Annotated in this window: 19 protein-coding genes; 6 read left to right on the top strand and 13 right to left on the bottom strand. The window is 62.4% G+C overall.

Translation table 11 applies throughout. From position 1 onward, the window contains the following. From KTQ37_RS14695 to KTQ37_RS14660, 8 genes are read right to left on the bottom strand one after another with little or no spacing between them, the layout of a single operon-like run. The gene (locus KTQ37_RS14695) at positions 1 to 798 is read right to left on the bottom strand and encodes a type IV secretion system protein (protein WP_218631265.1); all 798 of its coding nucleotides are present in this window, start codon (positions 796 to 798) and stop codon (positions 1 to 3) included. Next, on the bottom strand, positions 795 to 1,961 hold the full coding sequence (locus tag KTQ37_RS14690; protein WP_218631264.1) for a lytic transglycosylase domain-containing protein: 1,167 nt from the start codon (positions 1,959 to 1,961) through the stop codon (positions 795 to 797). The genes KTQ37_RS14695 and KTQ37_RS14690 overlap by 4 nt, the downstream gene beginning before the upstream one ends. 4 nt (positions 1,962 to 1,965) lie before the next feature. Further along, positions 1,966 to 2,181: a hypothetical protein gene (locus tag KTQ37_RS14685; RefSeq protein WP_218631263.1), complete on the bottom strand. Its 216-nt coding sequence runs from the start codon at positions 2,179 to 2,181 to the stop codon at positions 1,966 to 1,968. Beyond that, positions 2,178 to 4,562 carry a VirB4 family type IV secretion/conjugal transfer ATPase gene (locus KTQ37_RS14680; protein ID WP_218631262.1) on the bottom strand — a complete coding sequence of 795 codons (2,385 nt, stop codon included), beginning with the start codon at positions 4,560 to 4,562 and terminating at the stop codon, positions 2,178 to 2,180. Before KTQ37_RS14680 ends, KTQ37_RS14685 begins: the two co-directional genes overlap by 4 nt. Further along, positions 4,552 to 4,830, bottom strand: a complete 279-nt coding sequence (locus KTQ37_RS14675) for a VirB3 family type IV secretion system protein (protein ID WP_218631261.1) — start codon at positions 4,828 to 4,830, stop codon at positions 4,552 to 4,554. Before KTQ37_RS14675 ends, KTQ37_RS14680 begins: the two co-directional genes overlap by 11 nt. 9 nt (positions 4,831 to 4,839) lie before the next feature. Next, on the bottom strand, positions 4,840 to 5,130 hold the full coding sequence (locus tag KTQ37_RS14670; RefSeq protein WP_054540759.1) for a TrbC/VirB2 family protein: 291 nt from the start codon (positions 5,128 to 5,130) through the stop codon (positions 4,840 to 4,842). Then, on the bottom strand, positions 5,127 to 5,810 hold the full coding sequence (locus tag KTQ37_RS14665) for a lytic transglycosylase domain-containing protein (RefSeq protein ID WP_218631283.1): 684 nt from the start codon (positions 5,808 to 5,810) through the stop codon (positions 5,127 to 5,129). The genes KTQ37_RS14670 and KTQ37_RS14665 overlap by 4 nt, the downstream gene beginning before the upstream one ends. After that, positions 5,767 to 6,093, bottom strand: a complete 327-nt coding sequence (locus KTQ37_RS14660; protein ID WP_010138156.1) for a hypothetical protein — start codon at positions 6,091 to 6,093, stop codon at positions 5,767 to 5,769. The genes KTQ37_RS14665 and KTQ37_RS14660 overlap by 44 nt, the downstream gene beginning before the upstream one ends. Positions 6,094 to 6,338: 245 nt before the next feature. Here KTQ37_RS14660 and KTQ37_RS14655 point away from each other — a divergent pair, with 245 nt between their 5' ends. Further along, complete coding sequence (locus KTQ37_RS14655) at positions 6,339 to 6,566, top strand: hypothetical protein (RefSeq protein WP_218631282.1); 228 nt, start codon at positions 6,339 to 6,341, stop codon at positions 6,564 to 6,566. 13 nt (positions 6,567 to 6,579) lie between these two features. Here KTQ37_RS14655 and KTQ37_RS14650 read toward each other — a convergent pair whose 3' ends face one another. Next, positions 6,580 to 6,900, bottom strand: a complete 321-nt coding sequence (locus tag KTQ37_RS14650; protein ID WP_010138159.1) for a type II toxin-antitoxin system RelE/ParE family toxin — start codon at positions 6,898 to 6,900, stop codon at positions 6,580 to 6,582. Positions 6,901 to 6,905: 5 nt separating this feature from the next. Then, a complete protein-coding gene (locus KTQ37_RS14645) occupies positions 6,906 to 7,148 on the bottom strand; it encodes a type II toxin-antitoxin system ParD family antitoxin (RefSeq protein ID WP_010138160.1) in 243 nt (80 codons plus the stop codon). A gap of 519 nt (positions 7,149 to 7,667) precedes the next feature. Between KTQ37_RS14645 and KTQ37_RS14640 the strand changes: the two genes are divergently transcribed. After that, positions 7,668 to 8,264: a hypothetical protein gene (locus KTQ37_RS14640; protein WP_413243727.1), complete on the top strand. Its 597-nt coding sequence runs from the start codon at positions 7,668 to 7,670 to the stop codon at positions 8,262 to 8,264. Positions 8,265 to 8,500: 236 nt separating this feature from the next. After that, on the top strand, positions 8,501 to 9,343 hold the full coding sequence (locus tag KTQ37_RS14635) for a hypothetical protein (protein WP_218631260.1): 843 nt from the start codon (positions 8,501 to 8,503) through the stop codon (positions 9,341 to 9,343). A gap of 354 nt (positions 9,344 to 9,697) precedes the next feature. Here the strand turns inward: KTQ37_RS14635 and KTQ37_RS14630 are convergent, their stop codons facing one another. Together KTQ37_RS14630 and KTQ37_RS14625 are read right to left on the bottom strand one after the other, a co-directional pair. Continuing rightward, the gene (locus tag KTQ37_RS14630; RefSeq protein WP_218631259.1) at positions 9,698 to 10,027 is read right to left on the bottom strand and encodes a chaperone modulator CbpM; all 330 of its coding nucleotides are present in this window, start codon (positions 10,025 to 10,027) and stop codon (positions 9,698 to 9,700) included. Next, complete coding sequence (locus KTQ37_RS14625; protein WP_218631258.1) at positions 10,024 to 10,968, bottom strand: DnaJ C-terminal domain-containing protein; 945 nt, start codon at positions 10,966 to 10,968, stop codon at positions 10,024 to 10,026. Before KTQ37_RS14625 ends, KTQ37_RS14630 begins: the two co-directional genes overlap by 4 nt. Positions 10,969 to 11,191: 223 nt before the next feature. Between KTQ37_RS14625 and KTQ37_RS14620 the strand changes: the two genes are divergently transcribed. Genes KTQ37_RS14620 through KTQ37_RS14610 form a run of 3 tightly spaced genes read left to right on the top strand, consistent with a single transcriptional unit; the run spans position 11,192 to position 14,213 of the window. Beyond that, positions 11,192 to 12,334 carry an efflux RND transporter periplasmic adaptor subunit gene (locus KTQ37_RS14620; RefSeq protein ID WP_236021247.1) on the top strand — a complete coding sequence of 381 codons (1,143 nt, stop codon included), beginning with the start codon at positions 11,192 to 11,194 and terminating at the stop codon, positions 12,332 to 12,334. Continuing rightward, entirely contained in the window at positions 12,334 to 13,539 is a 1,206-nt protein-coding gene (locus KTQ37_RS14615) for an ABC transporter permease (protein WP_218631256.1), read from the top strand. The genes KTQ37_RS14620 and KTQ37_RS14615 overlap by 1 nt, the downstream gene beginning before the upstream one ends. Next, a complete protein-coding gene (locus KTQ37_RS14610) occupies positions 13,536 to 14,213 on the top strand; it encodes an ABC transporter ATP-binding protein (RefSeq protein WP_218631255.1) in 678 nt (225 codons plus the stop codon). The genes KTQ37_RS14615 and KTQ37_RS14610 overlap by 4 nt, the downstream gene beginning before the upstream one ends. A 17-nt stretch (positions 14,214 to 14,230) precedes the next feature. On the opposite strand, the gene KTQ37_RS14605 is transcribed toward KTQ37_RS14610, so the two are convergent. Beyond that, positions 14,231 to 14,986 (bottom strand): SDR family NAD(P)-dependent oxidoreductase, encoded by a 756-nt coding sequence (locus KTQ37_RS14605; protein ID WP_218631254.1) that lies wholly within the window; start codon positions 14,984 to 14,986, stop codon positions 14,231 to 14,233. Positions 14,987 to 15,437: the final 451 nt, after the last annotated feature.

Genomic DNA, 15,437 nt, shown 5'->3' with positions numbered 1-15,437 from the left:
TCACGGCTCAAGATCCGGCAAGGTGAAGTCCATGTAGCGGCGTTCTTCGGCAACGGTGGCGGCGTCAACCACGCCTCCATTGCCTGCGCCTAGGGTTTGGATCGCTTCCAGCTCCCACATCCGGGTCATGGCGATGGCAAGTTCCGCCGTGACGCGTGTGTTATGATCCATCGAGGCTTTGAGATCTTCCATGTCCGGGATCATCTCGACCAGACGTTCCACCCGCTCGAGAGACTGTTCCGCCTCTGCGTGGCTGTTCTGCGCCGCCGCCGACATCACAGCACCTGTGGTTGCCCGCGTGGCCACGCCTTCGGCGCCCGGATTGCCGCTGGTGGCGATCTCGCGGAGTGAATCCTCGTCGAACCCGGCGCTTGCCAGCGCCTGTTCCATCTGCGTGCGCATGGGCCCGGCATTGGGCCCGATGAGAGCGCTCCAATCGCCCGCCTGGATGCCTCGGATCAGGCCGGGGATGTCTTCGAAGTTGGCCTCAAGCAAGGTGTCGAGGTCCCCGCCCATGGCGAGCCCGAGGATGCTGCGCGGCCCGGTGAGCGAGGCATACATCTCGTTCAGCTGATCGAGCTGGCTTTGCAGCATGTCCAGTTGCTCCAACGCATTGTCCAGAAGATCGGTCTGGATCCCGAAATCCTGCAGCATCTGTTGAAGCTGGCGGATTTCCTGAGCAATGTTCTGAGTGTCCACCGTGGGCACACCCTGTGCCGCGACAGGTCCGGTGACATTGAGGGTGAGCGCGAGAGCAATGCTACCGGCGAAAAGGGAACGGGGCAGGCGCAGGTTCAACGCAAATCCTCCTGACTGAAATCCATGTATTGCCGCTCGGCAGCCTGGGCCGCCGCCAAGGCGATCTGCTCGGCACTGAGTGGCTCGGTTCGGGCGGCCTTGATCCGGGTCCGGATTGCGACCAGCCGGGCCAGTTCGGCCCGGGCATAGGTGTTGAGCGCGATGGCCTCGTGGAGATCCTCGGTCTCACCGATGCGGGTGATGATGTCCTGAACCCGCAGGGCGGCGGCACGGACCGAAACCAGCGAATAGTCGCCATAGACCCCTGCGCCGTGGGCCGAGAGGCTGAAACTCGCGTTGGCGAGTAGCACAGGGTCGATGGTGCCGAGCGCATCGATGCCGCCTACGGCCGCGAGGTAGCTGTTGTACTGCTGCGGGATCACCACGACATAATGCTGGGTTTCCGCGAAGGGTGGCACACCGCCATAATCCTGCACATTGCCCGGCCCGGCGTTATAGGCGGCGAGCGCATGGATAATGTTGCCATCGAACATGTTCAGCATTTGTGCGAGGTATCGCGCACCGCCGGTGACCTGCAGATAGGGATCGTCGTAATAGGCCGGGTAGATCCCGAGATCGCCCGCGGTACCGGGCATGATCTGGGTAAGTCCGAAGGCCCCCACGGGTGAGCGTGCCCCGATCTGGAAACGGCTTTCCTGCCAGATCAGCGCCTGCAAGAGACAGCGCCATTGCACGAGCGAAAGACCTGCGCGGCCGACCCCGGACAGACTATGGGTGTCGCGTGCTGCGCGGATGATCAGCTCCTCGATCCCCTCCCTGGCATCGCCGAACATCCGCGCTGCCGCTGGATTGGTGTCCTCGGGCGCATAAAGACTGGCGGCCGCGCTTTCGACGTCGTCTACCGCCCCCTGCCCCGCCTCGAGCCCCGCCACGGTTCCGGCCACGTCTCCAGCGCCAAGCGACATGGCATCCATCAGCCCCTCTAACGACGCGAGTTGCTGGCGCTCGATCTCGGCCAGTTCCTCCTCGCGGCTTAGCCGGTCCTGTTGCAGTGCCAGGTCCCGATCGGTCTGCTCAAGGATCGCCTGCCGCTCTGCGAAGAGGCGCAGATCGAAGGTTGGCACGCCTTGGGCGACCGCCGGCCCCGCCGCGGGAGCTGCCAGTGCAAAGCCGATCATCGAGAGAGGAAGCCAGGTCCGCATTGGCTCAGCCGCCCGCCCCCAAGAGGACGAAATCGCAGGCCGTGTCGCGGCGCGTGACGTCCGCCCCCATGGTCGAGATCGTGGCGGTGGCGGTTCCTGCCTGCGCAGGAGCCTCGCGAAAACTGAAGCAGTTGGCTTGCGGGGCGTTATGCTGCGCACAGGCTGTCAGCGTCAGGCCGAGCCCGAGCAGCACGACGCTGCGAATGATGGTACGGGTCATGTCACTCTCCAGAAATCAGGACGTTCGCGATAATCGGCGCCGACAAGCGCTTCGCCCTTCTCCATTCCGCCAAGGATGGTCACGAGCGGGCCGAGCGCGCTGAGATCGGCATCGATCACGACGGAACCCCGGTCGTCGCGTACAAGCGCGAGCCGCGAGGCCGAGCCGACGCCCAGAAGCACGTCGAGCTCTTTCTCGGTCAGGCCGAGCATCGCGTAGTCAGCGGCGGAAGCACGAATGTTGGGCAAGAGCACCTGAGTCGGCACCGCTTCCACGATGGTCTTGCCGGTGCGCGTGCGCTCGAGCTGGCTGGCATATTGGGTCATCATCACGACGACGGCGTTCTGCTTGCGGGCGGTCACCAGCCAGTTTGAGAGCCGCTCTGCGAAGTAGGCGTTGTCGAGGGCTTTCCATGCCTCGTCGATGACGATGATGGTGGGCTTGCGGTCCTCGATCACCCGTTCGACCCGGCGGAAGAGGTAGGACAGGACTGCCATGCGTTCCCGCTCGCTCTCGGAATCGAGGATGCCGGTGAGGTCAAAGCCCGCGACGTCACCGTCGATGCTGAAACTGTCCTCGGCATTGGCCCCGAAGATCCAGCCGTAGCGACCCTCGGCCGTCCATTCCTGCATACGCTCGAAGAGATCGCCTTCGTCATCGGTCGAGACCAGCAGCGAGGCGAAATCCGACCAGTTCCGTAGGCCCGCATGTCCTGCGCTCGCGTTCTGGCGCACGACTTCCTGCAGTCGGTTGGTCTGAACCGGGGTTAGCGGTCGATCGCGCCGCTCCAAGAGGCTCGCGAGCCAATCAGCAAGCCATGCCTGGCCCCGCACGTCGATCTCGGTCTGGAGCGGATTGAGGCCCGTGGGGCGCCCCGCCCGCACGGTCGAATAGCTGCCGCCGAGCGCGCGGACGGCCATCTTCATGCCCGCGCGATAGTCGAATACGAAGACCCGCGCACCTGCCCGCCGTGCCATAGTCATCAGGAAAGCCGCCAGGACAGATTTGCCGGAGCCGGGACGGCCGAGGATCAGCGTGTGGCCTCCCGTGGGCTCGCGATCCGGCGCGCCCTGTTCGTGGAAGTTGAAGCGAAAACCACTGCGCTCGGGTGTCGGAAAGAGCGTGATCGGCACGCCCCAGGGGACTTCCCGCCCTGTCTTTCCGAGCGGGGTGCGGTGGAAGGTAGCGAGATCGGCGAAGTTGTGGTTCGTGATTGCGGCCTTGCGGCTGCGCGCCCCTGTGTTCCCGGGATGCTGCGCCATGAAATGCGCCCGCGCCCCGAAGGCTTCCGAGATCAGGTTGATCCCGGAAGTGGCGGAGATGTTGCGGATTTCGGCCGCGATGTCGTCGAGGGCGGCCTGGGATCGCGCATAGACAGCTACGGTCATGTGGTGCTCGCCGAAGATCAGACGTTTGGATTCCAGATCGTCCTGCGCGAGTTCCAGTTCCTGGGCGAGACTGACAGCTCCGTCATTGGCGGCCTGCATTAGCCGCAGCTGCCGCTTGATCCGGCCCGCCATGATGTTGGCGTTGATCGGCACAAAAGAGTGCGTGACCACCATGTCGACGGGCAGATTCAACTCGTCGAGCATCAGGCTATCGGTCTTGGCCGGGTAGTTCTTCACCGCAAAGATCGCCCCGAGCTTGTCGCCGACGGCACCGTCCGAGAGTGCGATGGTCGTGCCGCGGAAGGTGACGCGCGTATTGGCTACGTCCTCGGCGATCACACCGAGGCGCGACCGGGGGAAGAGCGGGTGCTCCTCGCCTGTGTTGAGTGAACCGAGGAAGCCCAGAAGCTCGCCGCTGCTGGCGGCCAGCAGGCGGGGCTTCAACTCGTCGAAGGAGGACAGCAGAAACCCCACAACCTCGTCGAGTTTTCGCAAGCGCCGGGTTGTGTCCGCCGCATGTCGGGCGCGGGACGCGCCCAGACCGAAGGGCAAGCGGCTGCCGGTCTCCGGGCGCTTCAACACAGTCAGGGTCAGCGTCTTGTCGCGCAAGCCCGCGCGGCCGAGATGCGCGTGCCATCGTTTGTCGACGGCGGCAGAAAACCCCTCGCCCGGAATGGGCGGCAGGGTCACGTCGACCGCTTTCGAGACCTTGTGCAGGTAGAATGAGAACTCGGTCCCGACCTGCGCGACGATGCCAGCCAGCAACCCTCCGATCCGGTCGAGATGCCCGTCCTCGCTCGTGGTGCTGTTCACCCCCTCGAGGCGGATGCACTGCATCAGTTCGTTGCCGCGTGTCCGGATCGTTCGGTCGTTCACGAGGCTCACATAAGGCAGCATCATTGAGAGCCGCTTCTCGCCCTTGACCCATGCAGGTAGCGCGGTCAGCGGATCGATGGCGTTCTCAACCTCATCGGCAATTCCATCACGGGGCATAGCTGTCGCCTCCGTGCAGCTTGCGGTTCGTCGTGGGCGGGGTTTCCTGCAGAGTGGTCACCAGGACATCGAGGAAGTTCGGATCCCAGTCTGCGGCTTTCCAGAGCGCCGGCCAGGCCAGCCCCGCGAACACAGCCACCACCCAGCTCTGCACCCAGAGGAACAGAAGCGTCGAGCCGAAGAGCCAGACCATGGCGTACATGATCGGCAAGCCCATCAGCTTGGGTGGCCTGAGAAGACCGATGAACACGCGGGACTGGTCAGCCATGGACGGAGCTCAGGTGGTCCAGATGGCGGCGACGATGGTGGGTGCTGCGGCGATGCCGGCGATGGCAACCACGACCCAGAGCGCCTGACGAAAGTCGAGGATGCCAAAGAGCCAGGAAAGGAACACCCCGATCAGTGCGAGCGTGCCAATCACGATCCCCAAGGGACCGGTGATCGCATCGACAATTCCTTGAAGCAGGGTCTGTACCGGCGAGAGGTCGATGCTCTGTGCAAGCGCTGGACCCGCCAGCACGATAAGAGCCATCGCGCCGAGCGCGACGATCGAAGGTCTCGATGTCATGAAAGATCTCCTCTGAGCCGCTCAAACACGGCAGTCACACGGGCCACATGCCCTTGGGTTTCTCGAAAAGGGGGAATGCCGCCGTGGCGCGTGACCGCCTCCGGACCAGCGTTGTAGGCCGCAAGGGCCAGAGAGCCCTCGCCGAACTGGTCGAGCATCATCAGCAGGTAGCGGGCTGATCCGTCGAGGTTCTGCGCAATGTCATGTGGGTCCACGCCGAGATCGCGGGCGGTGTCTGGCATAAGCTGCCCCAGGCCTATGGCACCGACAGGGCTGCGTGCAGCCGGATTGTATGCGCTCTCGACTTCGATATTGGCCCGGTAAAGGAGCGCCCAATCAGTTACGGAAAGCCCTGCGCGACGCAGCGCACCATGCCCGGCATACCGCAGAGCCGTGGTCTCGATCGCATGGAGGATTTCTGGAGTGGCGCGGGCGGCGGATTGAGCCGGGATCGCTGTCTCGACAGTGGCGTCAGGTACACGAGGTTCTGCGAAGAGAAAAAGGCGCCCGTTTGCCTCTTGAGAAGTGGAAATCAATTGGCCTTCTGGGCCAACCGAGAAGATGAAACCGTCGGCCAGGGCCGGGGGCGCGGAACAAACGCCTGTACCCAAAGCAACGACGAGCGCAGTCGCGCGGTCAGCTGCCTTTGACCGGAGGCGCGGCGTGGCGCTCGCGGCCACCTTCTTCAAGTGGGATGCTAGCGGTCGTACAGCCCATGTCGGCCAGGAAACTGACAAGACCAACGATGGTTTTGAAGTCGCGGAGCTTGAGGACGCTTCGGCTGGTGACGAGCATTTTATCGTCACGCCCATCAGTGGCGACGGCGCGGATGACCCACGAGCCGTACCAGCTGTTATGGCGCTTCTCCGCTCGCTCCTTGCAGACCACCTCAATGAGGTAGCCCTCGGCGAGCAAGCCGCGCAGTCCGTCTTCTGTAACCACATTCGGGGCTTCTTCTATCATGGCCTTCCCTTGGGTCCTTGTTCTGCCTGGGTGCAGTATCAGGCCCACGGGGTCGCAACACCGTGAGCGATACAAAACAACATTAATGATAGCAAGACAATAATAACGTGTTGACGAAGTTCGCCTTGCTCCGATAACGGTGATAGCCGACAGAATGATAATCTTAAAGGCGGCAAAGGAGTTTTGCTCTGCGCTTGTTTATTGCGCGCAACGCACCGTTGCTGTTCGCGCTCCTGCTTGGAAGCATGCCGGTAGCCGCGGCTGCGGATTGCGTACCTCCCGAACGACCGTTCTTGCCTCAGTCGCAAGAAGACATGCGTGCCTACGCCGATCTGCTGCGTTCTGATTTTGAGGGCTACATCGCCGACATCCAGGGATACTTCCGTTGCCTTGATGCCGAGCGCCAACGCGCGTTTCAGGAGGCGCGCGAGGTCAGTGAGGACTATGGAAGGTTGGTCGAGCTATTGGATTGAGGGAACGCATGGCTTAGCCGCCGTCGAGATCCTCGTAGTAGACGAGCGCGGGCATGTTGCGGCGCTGGTGCACGATGCGCAGGATGACTGCCGCACCATCCGTCGCATCGAGCCGCTTGTAGAAGATCACGTGACGCTGGCAGTTGACGGACCGCATCCCCGGGACAAAGAGACTCCTGTCCCGGCCCGCGTCGGGATCGCCAGTGATCCGCTCGAAGGCGGTGACCAACTGACGGTAATAGGCGAGCCATTGGTCCCTGCCCCAAGTTTCGACGGTGTAGGCACGGATCTCTTCAAGGTCGGCTCTGGCCCGACCGGAAAGTCGAATGGTCATGCGGGTCAGCGATCAAACGCATCCGGTTCGAAGGCTTGAGCATCGAACTCGGCGAAATCCCCATTTTCGGCTAGGGTGGCTGTCTCCTCTAGGTCGGCCTTGAGGGCATAGAATTGCCGGGCGCCATCCTTCTCCATCAGCATCCTTACGCCGGCGCGCACGACTTCGCTCAGATTGGCGTAGGCGCCGGACTCGATCTGCGCCTGCACATATTTCTGCATCGGTTCGGTCAGGTGGACGTTTGGCATCAGACTCTCCTATCTATGCTCAATCATATCAGATACTGATATAAATCTTCAAGCTGATGTTCGATCCCAACATAGGCTCGTTGCTTCATCCCGACCTTTTGCTCCAGGAGCCCAACCGGGGAACCAGGCGGGACAGTTTTCCGATACTGCCCGTCCCGAGACCATGAGCGCTGCGACTCGCCGTTTGACGGGCTCATACTGTCTGTTCTGCCGTGACCGCTTTCTTGGCCGTATTGGAACGCCACATTTGTATTTTATTACAGATGTTAGTTTGGAGATTTACATGAAAGGGGTCCGCAATTTTGGCCACTTTCAAGACGCCGAAACAGCCAACACCGGCGTCATATCTTGGAAGCCGTCAAGCGGCACAAGCGAACAATCGCGCGCAACCATCAATCAAATCTCCTTGCTATCACTAATGTTGTTTCGTATCGCTGCACCATTATAGATGGAGTCGGCATCATGAAGCAGGTGATCCACGGCGTGGCCACCGCCACGGCAATAAGCATATCCGGACTAATGGCCTCGTCAGGTCCGGCTCAGGCCTATCAGGTCGACTGTGCGATCCTCCTCTGCCTTGCGGGCGGCTGGCCTGCCTCCGCGCCCTGCGCGCATGCCAGAGCGGTCTTCATTCGGCGGATCACGCCATGGCCGATCGAGCCGCCCTTACAAATCTGGCGGTGTCCGATGGGTGTGTCGCTCAACGATCCCAGTCCGATGTCGCCTATGGAACGCCTTTATGACATCACGTTCCGCGATCCGCCCGAACCGCCGAAATCGACTCCGATCCCCCTTGTTCGCGTCCAAGCAGATGAGCAAGCCGACATCGACATCTCAGGCGACGCCTTTGATTTCGTGCGTAGCATTCGCGTTTATCACATCCAGTACCGCCAGCATGAAAACCGAGATGGCGACTGCAATCGCAGCGACTCTACGCGGTTGGGGTCCTACGGCGTGCAGGGCGATTACCGATGGACAAGGTCGAACGTGGGCCAAGTGCCGACCGCATCCGGACTGAGCATCCCGAATGGATGTGGCAGCTACTTTTACCGTTCCGTCTTCGTCGACTGGCGTGATCACGCCGGGAACTATGGTTCTGAAGAAGTTCGCTACTGACAAAATCTGCGCGCGGTTTTGCCGCGCGCGTCATCTCAACCCCGCACGGGAGGCTGTGCAAAACCCCTGAAAAGGAGACGACGCCAGACCGTGAAGCCTGACGCCGTGCTAGAAAACTCCGTGAGCAAGAGTTTCCTAGCGCACCGCTAAAACACCTGCAACCAGCAAAGTTGTTTTGCTGGCAAGAATGTTGTTGTCTCACGACATGGCGTCGGATCTCCAAGGAGACCTCGACCATGGAACCTACGACCGGCCTGATCCTGCGACGGATCACGCAGACAAATCTCTCTGTTGCTGCGCACAAGCTTGCTACCCTCATCCTCGATGTCATCGCTTGGAAGGATGGCTACAACGGTTTGTCGCGCGGAACGGCAGCCTTCACCCTCTCGGCCCTAGCGGAGAAGATGGGTGTCTCACGACAATATCTTTCGGTTCTTTTGAGCGAACTTGAGACGTCGGAATTGCAGCTCGAGCGGGCGAAGCCGAATGGCAAGTTCGCGCCCTGGATCTTTCGGTTTTCCGCCTTCGACAAGGAGAGTGAAACCCATGATCTCGTGTCAGGTGAAGGCGACACATCACTATCTAGAGATAATAATAACAAAACTATCTTCTCAGGGCTGATCGAAATCACCGCGAGTTCGAACGTTTTCCAGACCAGTTGGGCAGAGCTCATCAAAGCAGCGAAGGCCACGTTGCCTTGCTGGAACATCGACACCCAGGTCATCTGGGATCGCTTCCTGGCCTTCAACCGGTCCCGAGGCAACGGAAAGGTGCCGGCCGGCTTCCTGCTTGGCTTCATGCGCCGATGGCGAAATTCGTCGGGGACTCCGCCTCGTCCCGAGGTGAAACCATCGCAGAAACGGGTAGCAGACCCCAAAGAGCGCGAATTGCTGAGACAGATGCAAGCCGCACCAACTGCGAACCGCCAGTTCCATGCGTCCGACCTGTGTCGTTTGATCGGGCACGCTGCTTACGAAGCGCGGGTACTCGATGTGATCCGCAAGTTTGGGTGCCAGAGGTTTTCAGCAACCTTGGCCGTGCACGGACGAGCGGTGTTGGTAGGGGAAATTTCTAGGTAGGCTCGCTTGCCAGGCTTTGGAGTCGGGAAAATACGACCACAGATGTCAAGATCCGATAGGGAAGTTTATGTTCCGTCGCTTGCTGTATCGACATCTCCACAGGGTTTGCTGAGCCAGATCTGCTAACCAGCAGAAGCATAGAACAAATCCATCCAATCCCCCATCGGCGCCAGAAGCGACTGAGTCTCAGAAAGACCTTAGCAAAGACGTTGCGACGACTATGCGACAAGAAAAACCATTCTTCTTTGATGGGGCAGGCGCTGCGTGACCCGCATGCCAACGTCGGCGTCGGGAACAGGCGTAGCGTTTTATTGGACGTAGGGACACCGCTCCTCGGTCCCGTTGGAATTCCGCTCAAGGCCTTTTCATTTCCGCTATGATCCGGGCCTGCAGGTCGGCCGGCAGCGCGCCTATCGCGCGCGACATGGTCGCGATATCCTGCAGCGCGGCGTGCAATTGGTCGATGAGCGAGATCACAATGCCCAGGCCGATCTCATCCAGATCAAGGTCTTGGGACAGATCGCACAAAAGCTCCAGCCGCGCGAGATCGATGCGGCGAAAGACATACGCGCCCGCTTCGCGCTCTGGCCTGACAAAATCACCTTCGATGAAGGTAACAAGCTGGCTGCGGGTCAGCCGCGTCACGCTGGCAACGACGTCGTCTTCGGAATAGCGGTCTGTCATGTCCCGGCCCCTTTCATCAGATCGGCGCGCGGGTCGTAGGCATGGGTCTTGCGCCATTCCGCAAGGAACTCGCGCAGTCCAACGTCCACGTCAGGCGGCGCGACGATCTTCAGCTCGACCCGCTGGTCGCCCTTTGTCTGGCGCCCTGCCCGTGCGACCCCGCGCGCCCGCAGACGCAGAACCTGGCCCGAGCTTGTCCCCGGGGGAATGGTGAGACCTACGGGGCCGTCGATGGTCGGTGCCGTGACCTTGCCGCCGAGAACAGCCTCGTCGATGGTGATCGGGAGCGTCAGGAGAATGTCGTCGCCGTCACGACGGAACACCGGGTGGGGCCGCACCAGAACGGTGACGAGCGCATCCCCTGCCGGACCACCACCGAAGCCGGGCGCGCCTTTTCCGCGCAACCGGAGCGTCTGGCCGTCCTCGGTGCCCCTTGGGATCTTGACGGCGAGGCTCTGGCCATCCGGCAGTGTGATACGGGTCTCGGCACCTCGTGCTGCATCCAGAAACGGCACCTCAAGCGTATAGCGCACATCCGGGCCATGGGCTGAAAACCCACGGTCAGAAAAGTCGCCACCGGACGACCGCGAACGATTGCGCAGGATCTCCGCGAAGATGTCAGCCGGATCGGCATTCTGCCCGTACCCGCGCGTTTGCTGGTAGGCGTTATCCGACGCGTCTGCAAAATCACGATAGTACTGCCGCTGTGGGCGCTCTGCGCCGAGCCCGTCGATCTCTCCCGCATCATATCGGGCGCGGGTCTCGGGATCTTTCAGGATCTCATAGGCAGCAGAGATTGCCTTGAACCGCGCCTCGGCCCCGGCATCGTCGGGATGCAAGTCAGGATGGCTTGTCCGCACCAGTTTCCGATACGCCTTCTTGATGTCGTCGGCCAATGCGGCCTTGGTCAGGCCAAGCACCTCATATGGATCGTCGGGCATCGGAGCCTCCCATTGGACAACCGGCTCAAGGCCGGGCGACGCGCGCGCAGGTGGCCTCTTCCCGTTCTAAATGCCATGGCGATGCCGGTGGCGTCCCTGATCCATGTCAGGGCGCGGTCGCGCTGGCCGGATATCTTGTCCCGGCCGCTGTCTGATCGGAGCCATCACTCCGCCGATGCGGAATGACGTTCGGAAAGGATCCAGCTTGGCCTCGGCAAACACCATGGAGACACGGGATAACCCCCGCGCCGGAACGGAAAACGAGGCTGCATCAGCGCCGCGCGTGCCAGCCCTGCGCCCGGTCGCGCCCACCCCTGTGAAAAGGCGTCGCCGATGGCTTTGGGGGGGTGCGGGCCTGCTGGTCCTTGCGGTTGGCGGCCTGGTCTGGTCGCAGGTCTGGATGGCACGGCCGACCGTTGTCACGGTCGAGATCGCGACCCTCGCCCCGGTCACGCGTGTACTTGCCGTCAACGGCCGGATCGCGGCGGTTCGGTCCGTCGATGTCAGATCGGTGGTTTCCGGCACCCTCGCGCAGCTTCCGGTGGCAGAGGGTGACATGGTCGAGGCAGACCAGATCCTCGCGCAGCTCGATGCGGGCGCGCAGGCCGCCGCCGTCCGGCAGGCCATGGCCGCGCTCGACGCCGCACTGGTGACACAGCAACAAGCGTCGGAGGCCTATGATCGCGCTGTCGCGCTGGGCGACAACGTCGCTCGGACCGTACTTGAGGCGGATACCTTCGCCTTGCGATCCGCGGCACAGGAGGTGGCGCGACTGACCGCGCTGCTCGACCAGGCGCACATCGCGCTTGGGACCTACACGATCCGGGCGCCCATTGCGGGCACCGTCCTTGAGCTTGACGCCGAGGCGGGGCAGATCGTCGGCCCGTCCGCACGTTTGCTGACCTTGGCCGATCTCACGGAACTTGTCGTCGAAGCGGATGTGGACGAGGCCTATGCGACACAGATCGCGGTCGATCTGCCCGCCATCGTGCAACTGGCCGGGGAACCCATGACGCGGGAGGGTCATGTCAGCTTCGTGTCGAACCGCGTGGACGAGGCCACCGGGGGCCTTGCCATCAAGATCGCCTTCGACAGCCCGGTTTCGGCCCCCATCGGCCTTACCGTGGCGACGAATATCATCGTCGAGCAGCGCGAGGCCGCGCTGACCGTGCCGCGCACCGCCTTGCTGAACGACGACGGGGTTTTCGTGGTGTCGGACGACGTGACGGAGTTGCGGCCCGTGACGGTGGTGGACTGGCCAGCCGCGCGCCTGATCGTGACCGGCGGCCTTGAGGCGGGCGAGGCGGTGATCGTGGACGCCACAGGCATCGCGGATGGGCAGACGGTCGCAGTGGATCAACCCTGATGCTCTATGCCCTGAAGATCGCGACCCGGTATCTGACGGCGAGCAAGGCCCAGACTGCCCTGTTGGTCACAGGTGTGGCGGTGGGCGTGTTCATCTTCATCTTCATGTCGGCCCTGATCGGGGGGCTGGCCGAATTCATCTTGTCACGCACCGTGGGCGACATCAGCCATATCACCATCGAGGCCGAGACCGACGACCCGTCCGTGCTGATCTCGCCCGAGGGCCATGTGCTGGTCGTGGCCGAACGGGGGCGCACCCGCACCGCGACGCTGTCCGAGGCCGCGACCTGGCTGCCCCTGATCGAAGGGGTTCCGGGGGTCAGGTCCGTCTCGCCGCAGATCAGCGGCGCGGGGTTCGTCACTCGCGGGGCGCAGGTCGCGCAGGTCAGCGTGACCGGGGTCGAGCCGGGTCGCGAATCCGCCATCCTCGATCTGGCGGGCTACATGGTCGAGGGGGATGTGCGGCTTGGGTCGGGCCTGATCGTGCTGGGTCGCGATCTGGCCGATGATCTGGCGCTGTCGATCGGCCAGACGCTGCGGCTGGAAAGCTCGAACGGTGTCACGGCGGCGCTGACGCTCAGCGGTATCTTCAAGACCGGTAATGGCAGCATGGACAGCGCGCGGGCCTTCGTCAGCCTGGCGACCGCCCGGACGCTCTATGCCATGCCGCAAGGCGTCACGCGGATCGAGATCAAGCTGGACGATCTGAACGCGGCAGACGCCACGGCCCTGCGGATCCGCGCCCTGACGGGCCTTGACGCGGTGCCCTGGACGGACGGGGCGGAGCAACTGATGGAGGCGCTGAACGCACAGGCGCAGACCGGGTATTTCCTCAAAACCTTCGCGCTCATCACCATCGTGATCGGCGTCGCCTCGGCGCTCTTGCTGTCGACCTACCGCCGCCGCCCCGAGATCGGGATCATGCGCGCGATGGGAGCCGGGCGCGGGTTCGTCATCTTCGTCTTCGTCACGCAGGGCGCGCTGATCGGACTGATGGGAGGTATCATGGGCGCGGCGCTGGGATACCTTGCCCTTCTGCCTTTTCCGTCGCGCGACGCGTTTGAGCCGGGAACCCTGCCGATGGACATCACGCAAGGATCCTATGGCCTGGCCATCACGCTGACCGTGATCGGCGCGATCCTCGCCTCGATCCTGCCCGCACGTTCGGCCGCCCGCGTGGATCCCGTCACGGCGATAGGCCAATGAGCGCGCTTCTGGAGGTAACCGACCTGTTCAAGACCTACGGGACGGGAGAGGCCGCGACACGGGTCCTGCGCGGCCTTTCCTTGCGCCTGGACACCGGCGAGATGGCGGCACTGCTGGGGCCGTCGGGGTCGGGCAAGAGCACGCTCTTGACGATACTGGGCACCTTGATGAAGCCGACATCGGGCAGCTATGTCATGCTGGGCGAGGACATGATTTCCGCCGATGACCGGGCCCTGACCGAGTTTCGCAATGCGCACATCGGCTTCGTCTTCCAGTTTCACAACCTCTTGCCGGATTTCACCGCGCTGGAAAACGTGGTCTTCCCCACGGCCGTACGTGAAGGGCGCGAGACGCCTGCCGCCCGTGCGCGTGGCCGCGATCTCTTGTCCCGCATGGGGCTGGCCGACCGCATCGAATTCCCCTCGGCCAACCTTTCGGGCGGGCAAAAGCAACGAGTCGCAGTTGCCCGTGCCTTGATGAACAGTCCGGAACTGGTGCTGGCGGACGAGCCGACCGGGAACCTCGACCGAGACTCGGCAAACCAGGTGATGGACCTGATCGGACAGATCAACCGCGAGGAAGGCACGACCTTCCTGATCTCGACACATGACGAAAAGATTGCCGGTTTCTGTCGGCGACAGATCGTCGTGGGTGATGGGGTTGTGACCGGTTAGGCCCACGCAGCGGGTGTTTACTGCGCGGTATAGCCCCCGTCGACGAGGTGGTAGCTTCCGGTGATGAAACTGGTCTGATCCGAGAGCAGGAAACAGGTCATCGCCGACACCTCCGCAGCCTCACCCAGCCGCCCGATTGGGTGCAGGGCGGCGATGCCGTCCAGCACCGCTGCGTCGAGGTGCTTTTCCAGAAGCGGCGTCGCGATGAAGCCCGGACCAACCGCGTTTACCCGAACCCCGGCCTTGGCGTATTCGATGGCCGCAACCTTTGTCAGGCCGACAACCCCATGTTTCGCCGCGACATAGGCACCGGCCGTCGCAAAACCGACCGACCCTAGGATAGACGCCATATTGACGATCGCGCCGCCACCCGCCTTGACCATTTCGGGAAGGCCAAAGCGCATGCCATGAAACACACCGGTCAGGTTGACGTCGATGACCTGCTGCCAACCATCCAGAGGATATTCCCCAACCGGATGCGCGGGGCCACCGATACCGGCGTTGTTGACAAGAAGATGCAATCCACCCGTCTGCGCCACTGCGAACGCGACAAGGGCCTCCACCTCAGCGGCAACGCTTGTGTCGGTCTTGTGGATGAAGGCCTCCCCACCGGATACCTTGATCTGTTCGGCCACGGCAGACATCCCTGCCTCGTCCATATCCGCCAGAACGACCCGTGCCCCGTAGCCTGCCAGATCATGCGCGATTGCGGCGCCGATGCCGGAGGCGGCACCAGTCACGATGGCTGTCTTGGCATTGAACTCAATGCTCATTTTCAGTCTCCTGCAAATGGATAATTCTGGGAGAGGCTGCACAGATTGAATCGTGGCGCGCCAACTTGGGTGAACCGGGCCAATTTCAGTTCCGCCTGCCCTCGCCCAGGGATCGCGCCAGAACAAATGCTGCCGTGAACGCAATCTGAGAGGCTAATCCGGTTTCGCCGGTTGCAGGTGCCGCCGGTTGGGAGACCGGTGGGTCGGTCAGAGCCCTTTTCGCAAATCGATTTCTGGCGAAGACCAGAAGGACCGCAGCCAAAATCGTTAATCCGAGGCCGATCAAGAGGGACGCTGGACCTTGCCCTACCGCAATACTGAGCGTGAGATACGCCCAAGCCGTCAGGAACGCCACTCCTGCGGCTGCTGTCAGTCCCCCGACCAGAGTAAGCAAGATCGGCAACAGCAATCGTCTAGCGTCCCTTCGGACGTTTCGGCCAACGCTGTGCAG

This window comes from Sedimentimonas flavescens (assembly GCF_019264375.1).
Lineage (GTDB): Bacteria > Pseudomonadota > Alphaproteobacteria > Rhodobacterales > Rhodobacteraceae > Rhodobacter > Rhodobacter flavescens.
Note: the sequence above shows the minus strand (reverse complement) of the source record. Positions and strands in the feature narration are given on the sequence as shown.